This is a genomic window from Mesorhizobium sp. M7A.T.Ca.US.000.02.2.1 (genome assembly GCF_003996995.1).
Lineage (GTDB): Bacteria > Pseudomonadota > Alphaproteobacteria > Rhizobiales > Rhizobiaceae > Mesorhizobium.
Window position 1 is genome coordinate 1 of the sequence record NZ_RZTT01000503.1, and the last position, 3,846, is coordinate 3,846.

Here is a 3,846-nt window from a genome sequence, read left to right on the forward strand (position 1 = left end):
CAGGAGGCTGAAAATGGACCCCTCGTATCGTAATGACACAGGGGGGTAAAGAAAACATGCATTCCGCGGGATACGTAAAACTTTAAATATAAGGTTAACGGAACTGTGATTTGGGCGCCGCTTTGGCAACATTTTTCCCGGCCATTCATTAACCCGTTGTCCATTGGATTCGCCTAGGTTTTTGGGCGAATCGAAGAAACGGAGTTCGAGTTCATGCGTGGCGAAAGCGGCATTGCCTTCTCAATGCCCGGGGGCGACGTATCCGGACCAAGGCGGTCACGGCCGGTCGATTTGGCACACCTTGCCCGCCAGACGATGGGTGACCGCAGCCTTGAGCAAGAGGTGCTGGCGCTGTTTGTACAGCAGGCGCTGTCCGTGCGCGACAGAATAGTCGACGCCGACATCAAGGATCGGCTTCTGCTCGCCCATGGATTGAAGGGTTCGGCACGGGGCGTCGGCGCCTTTGCCATCGCCGATTGCGCCACCGAGATCGAGCACCGGCCGGAAGACGGCCAGACGCTCAAACGGCTTGGCATGCTGATCGACGAAGTGCGCGATTTCATCGCCGCCATCAACCGCTGAATCCGCGCTGAACCCGATTTGCGGAAAAACGTCATCGGGCGGCGCTTTCATGCGGCAGTTGACTTGTCAGCCGGAGTGATTATCTCGGCTGGAACTCCCTTCAGGTGACAAATGACCAAGCTGACTTTCATCGCCCATGACGGCACGCATTTCGACATGGACGCCGAGAACGGCTCTACGGTCATGGAGAACGCGATCCGCAACGCCGTGCCCGGGATCGAAGCCGAATGCGGCGGCGCCTGCGCCTGTGCCACCTGTCACGTCTATGTCGACGAAGCCTGGACGGCTGAAGTCGGCGAGCCGGAAGCGATGGAAGAGGACATGCTGGACTTCGCTTACGACGTCCAGCCGAACTCACGGCTGTCGTGCCAGATCAAGGTGCGAGACGCGCTCGACGGTCTCATTGTGCGGGTGCCTGCCCGTCAGGGATAAGCGGTATCTTTGCCAACTGATTTTTCCCGCTGTGGCTTGGCAGCGGAGCGATGGTCATGCAGTGTCCTGCTGTTTCACTACAGCGCCGCGCGTCCTCTTGGACGCGCAAAGGACGCTGTAGCACTTTTATTTTGCGCATGATCCTTTCCGAAAATCGATCCGATTTTCGGGGTCATGCGCAGCGAGGCACAGGCATGACCGACATTATCAGGACAGACGTGCTTATTGTCGGGGCAGGGCCGGTTGGCCTGTTTGCCGTGTTCGAGCTCGGCCTTTTCGACATGAAATGCCACCTGATCGACATTCTCGATCGGCCGGGCGGCCAGTGCGCGGAGCTCTATCCGGAAAAGCCGATCTACGACATTCCAGGCTGGCCTTCGATCTCGGCGCAGGGGCTGGTCGACAAATTGCTCGAGCAGATCGCGCCGTTCAAGCCTGATTTCAGCTACAACCGAATGGTTTCCAGCCTGGAAAAACTGGAGGATGGCAGTTTTCGCGTCACCACCGACGAAAATGAGGTGTTCGAAGCCAAGGTGGTGGTGATTGCTGCCGGCGGCGGCTCCTTCCAGCCCAAGCGTCCGCCGATCCCCGGCATAGAGCCCTATGAAGGCAAGAGCGTCTTCTATTCGGTGCGCCGGATGGAGGATTTTCGCGGCCATGGCCTCGTTATCGTCGGCGGCGGCGACTCGGCACTCGACTGGACGCTGAACCTGCAGCCGGTGGCAAAGAGCGTGACGCTGGTGCACCGGCGGCCCGAGTTCCGTGCCGCCCCCGACAGCGTCAACAAGATGTATGCCATGCAGGAGATGAGGCAGCTGGAGTTCCAGGTCGGGCAGGTGACCGGATTGACCGGTGCCGACGGCCAACTGTCATCGGCCACCATCAAGGGACCTGACGGCGATGTCGAGGTGCCTTGCACCCGCATGCTGCCGTTCTTCGGCCTGACCATGAAGCTCGGACCGATCGCGGAGTGGGGTCTCAACCTTCACGAGAACCTTATTCCGGTCGATACCGAGAAGTTCCAGACATCGGTGCCCGGTATCTTCGCGGTCGGCGACATCAACTGGTATCCGGGCAAGCTGAAGCTGATCCTGTCTGGCTTCCACGAAGTGGCGCTGATGGCGCAGGCCGCCAAGCGCATCATCAGCCCCGGCGAGCGCATCGTTTTCCAGTACACGACCTCATCGACCAGCCTGCAGAAGAAGCTCGGCGTCTCCGGCTGAAGCTTACTCGGCGAGGATGGGCGCCGCATTGTCGGCGTAACCGCGAAGCTCCTTTTCGGGCATCAGCGTCAGCGTGATCAGCCCCAGCAGCAATGTAACGGCGGCGACGGCAAAGATCATCACGAACGGCTCGACCGTCGCGCTATGGCCCACGATCCGCACGCCTTCACCGGCAAGTGGCAAGCCGTAGCCCAGAGCGACCGCGCCGAGCATCGCGACACCAAGCGCACTGCCAAGCGAACGCAGGAATGTCAGCACGCCCGTCGCGACGCCGAGATGCACGCGATCGACGGCGTTCTGGACCGACACGGTGGTGACCGGAAACGTCGTTCCGGTTCCAAACCCGATGCAGATCGTCAAGACCTCTACCTCCAGCAGCGTTGCATATCCTGCGACGACGGCCAGCAGGCAGAGGCACAGCATGCTGAAGACGACGCCCACCATCGCAATGCGCTTGTAGTGGGTGAAATGCGGTATCATACGCCCGCTGAATGCCGCGCCGCCGACGGTCCCCAGCAAAAGCCCAAGCATCGCGATGCCCGACTCTGCTGCCGACAGGCCGAGCACCGCCTGAAGATAGACGGGCAGGTACACAGCCATGCCGACGCTTGCGGCCTGAAGCAGGAACATCGAAAGCGTGCCCGCCAGAACGATTGGATTGCCAAGCACTTCGAGCGAGATGAGCGGCTCGGCGGCTCGCATAAGCCGCAAGGCAAAAGCGCCCCAGAAAATCGCCGAACCGCAGAGAACGCCGATGACTTCAAGCGAAATCCAGGGATAGGCGCTGCCGCCCCAGTTCAGTGCGAGCAGCAGCAGCGCGGTGGCAACGATCAGAAGCAACGCGCCCAGGCCGTCGATACGATGGCGCTTTGCGGCAACCGGCAGTTTCTTGAGCGGCTTGTTGATGATCGCCATCGCAAGAACACCAAGCGGAATGTTGATCCAGAAGATCAGGGACCAGTGCAGGTGCTCGGCGAAAGTGCCGCCGAGCAACGGACCGGCAACGCTGGCGACAGCCCATGTTCCGGAGAACCAGGCGGCATAGCGTGCCCGCTCGCGCGGCGGAACGAGATCGCCGACGACGGTCTGCGTCAACGCGAACAAGCCGCCGCCGCCGGCGCCCTGGATCGCCCGCCCGACAACCAGCACAAACATGTTGGGAGCCATCGCACTGACCAGCGATCCCGCCAAAAAGATCAGGATCGCGGCATAGACGGTCGGCCGGCGGCCGTAGACGTCGGAAATCTTGCCGTAGAGCGGGGCCACGGCGGTAGCGGTCAGGAGATAACCGGTGACGATCCATGGCAGATAGTGTGCGTTTCCGAGCGCATGCCCGATGGTCGGCATGGCCGGTGCGACAATGGTCTGATCGAGTGCCGCCAACAGCATCGACAACAGCACGCCGCCGATGATGGCGTTCTTTTCGCTCTCTGTTATCGGCGTGCCGGTTTCCGCCATCGTTTTGTTATCGACAGCCTGGTCCATGATCGTTCATCCATAAGCTTGCGATTTGACCGGCCCTGTTCAGCCGTTCCGGTTTCTTGACCGTTTGGATCGCATTGGTGTTTTAAGCTCGCGTCTGGCGAGCCTGACATATGTCGTCCCATAT

4 protein-coding genes are annotated in these 3,846 nt (G+C 60.5%); 3 read left to right on the forward strand and 1 reads right to left on the reverse strand.

All coding sequences use genetic code 11. From position 1 onward, the window contains the following. The first annotated feature begins 213 nt into the window (after positions 1 to 213). From EOD15_RS30315 to EOD15_RS30325, 3 genes are all read left to right on the forward strand, one after another. A complete protein-coding gene (locus EOD15_RS30315) occupies positions 214 to 582 on the forward strand; it encodes an Hpt domain-containing protein (protein ID WP_127269546.1) in 369 nt (122 codons plus the stop codon). A gap of 111 nt (positions 583 to 693) precedes the next feature. Then, the gene (locus EOD15_RS30320; protein ID WP_056582251.1) at positions 694 to 1,014 is read left to right on the forward strand and encodes a 2Fe-2S iron-sulfur cluster-binding protein; all 321 of its coding nucleotides are present in this window, start codon (positions 694 to 696) and stop codon (positions 1,012 to 1,014) included. A gap of 194 nt (positions 1,015 to 1,208) precedes the next feature. Beyond that, the gene (locus EOD15_RS30325) at positions 1,209 to 2,237 is read left to right on the forward strand and encodes an NAD(P)/FAD-dependent oxidoreductase (RefSeq protein WP_127321666.1); all 1,029 of its coding nucleotides are present in this window, start codon (positions 1,209 to 1,211) and stop codon (positions 2,235 to 2,237) included. A 3-nt stretch (positions 2,238 to 2,240) separates the two neighbouring features. Here the strand turns inward: EOD15_RS30325 and EOD15_RS30330 are convergent, their stop codons facing one another. Continuing rightward, complete coding sequence (locus EOD15_RS30330; protein ID WP_127409120.1) at positions 2,241 to 3,722, reverse strand: MDR family MFS transporter; 1,482 nt, start codon at positions 3,720 to 3,722, stop codon at positions 2,241 to 2,243. Between the last annotated feature and the right edge of the window lie 124 nt (positions 3,723 to 3,846).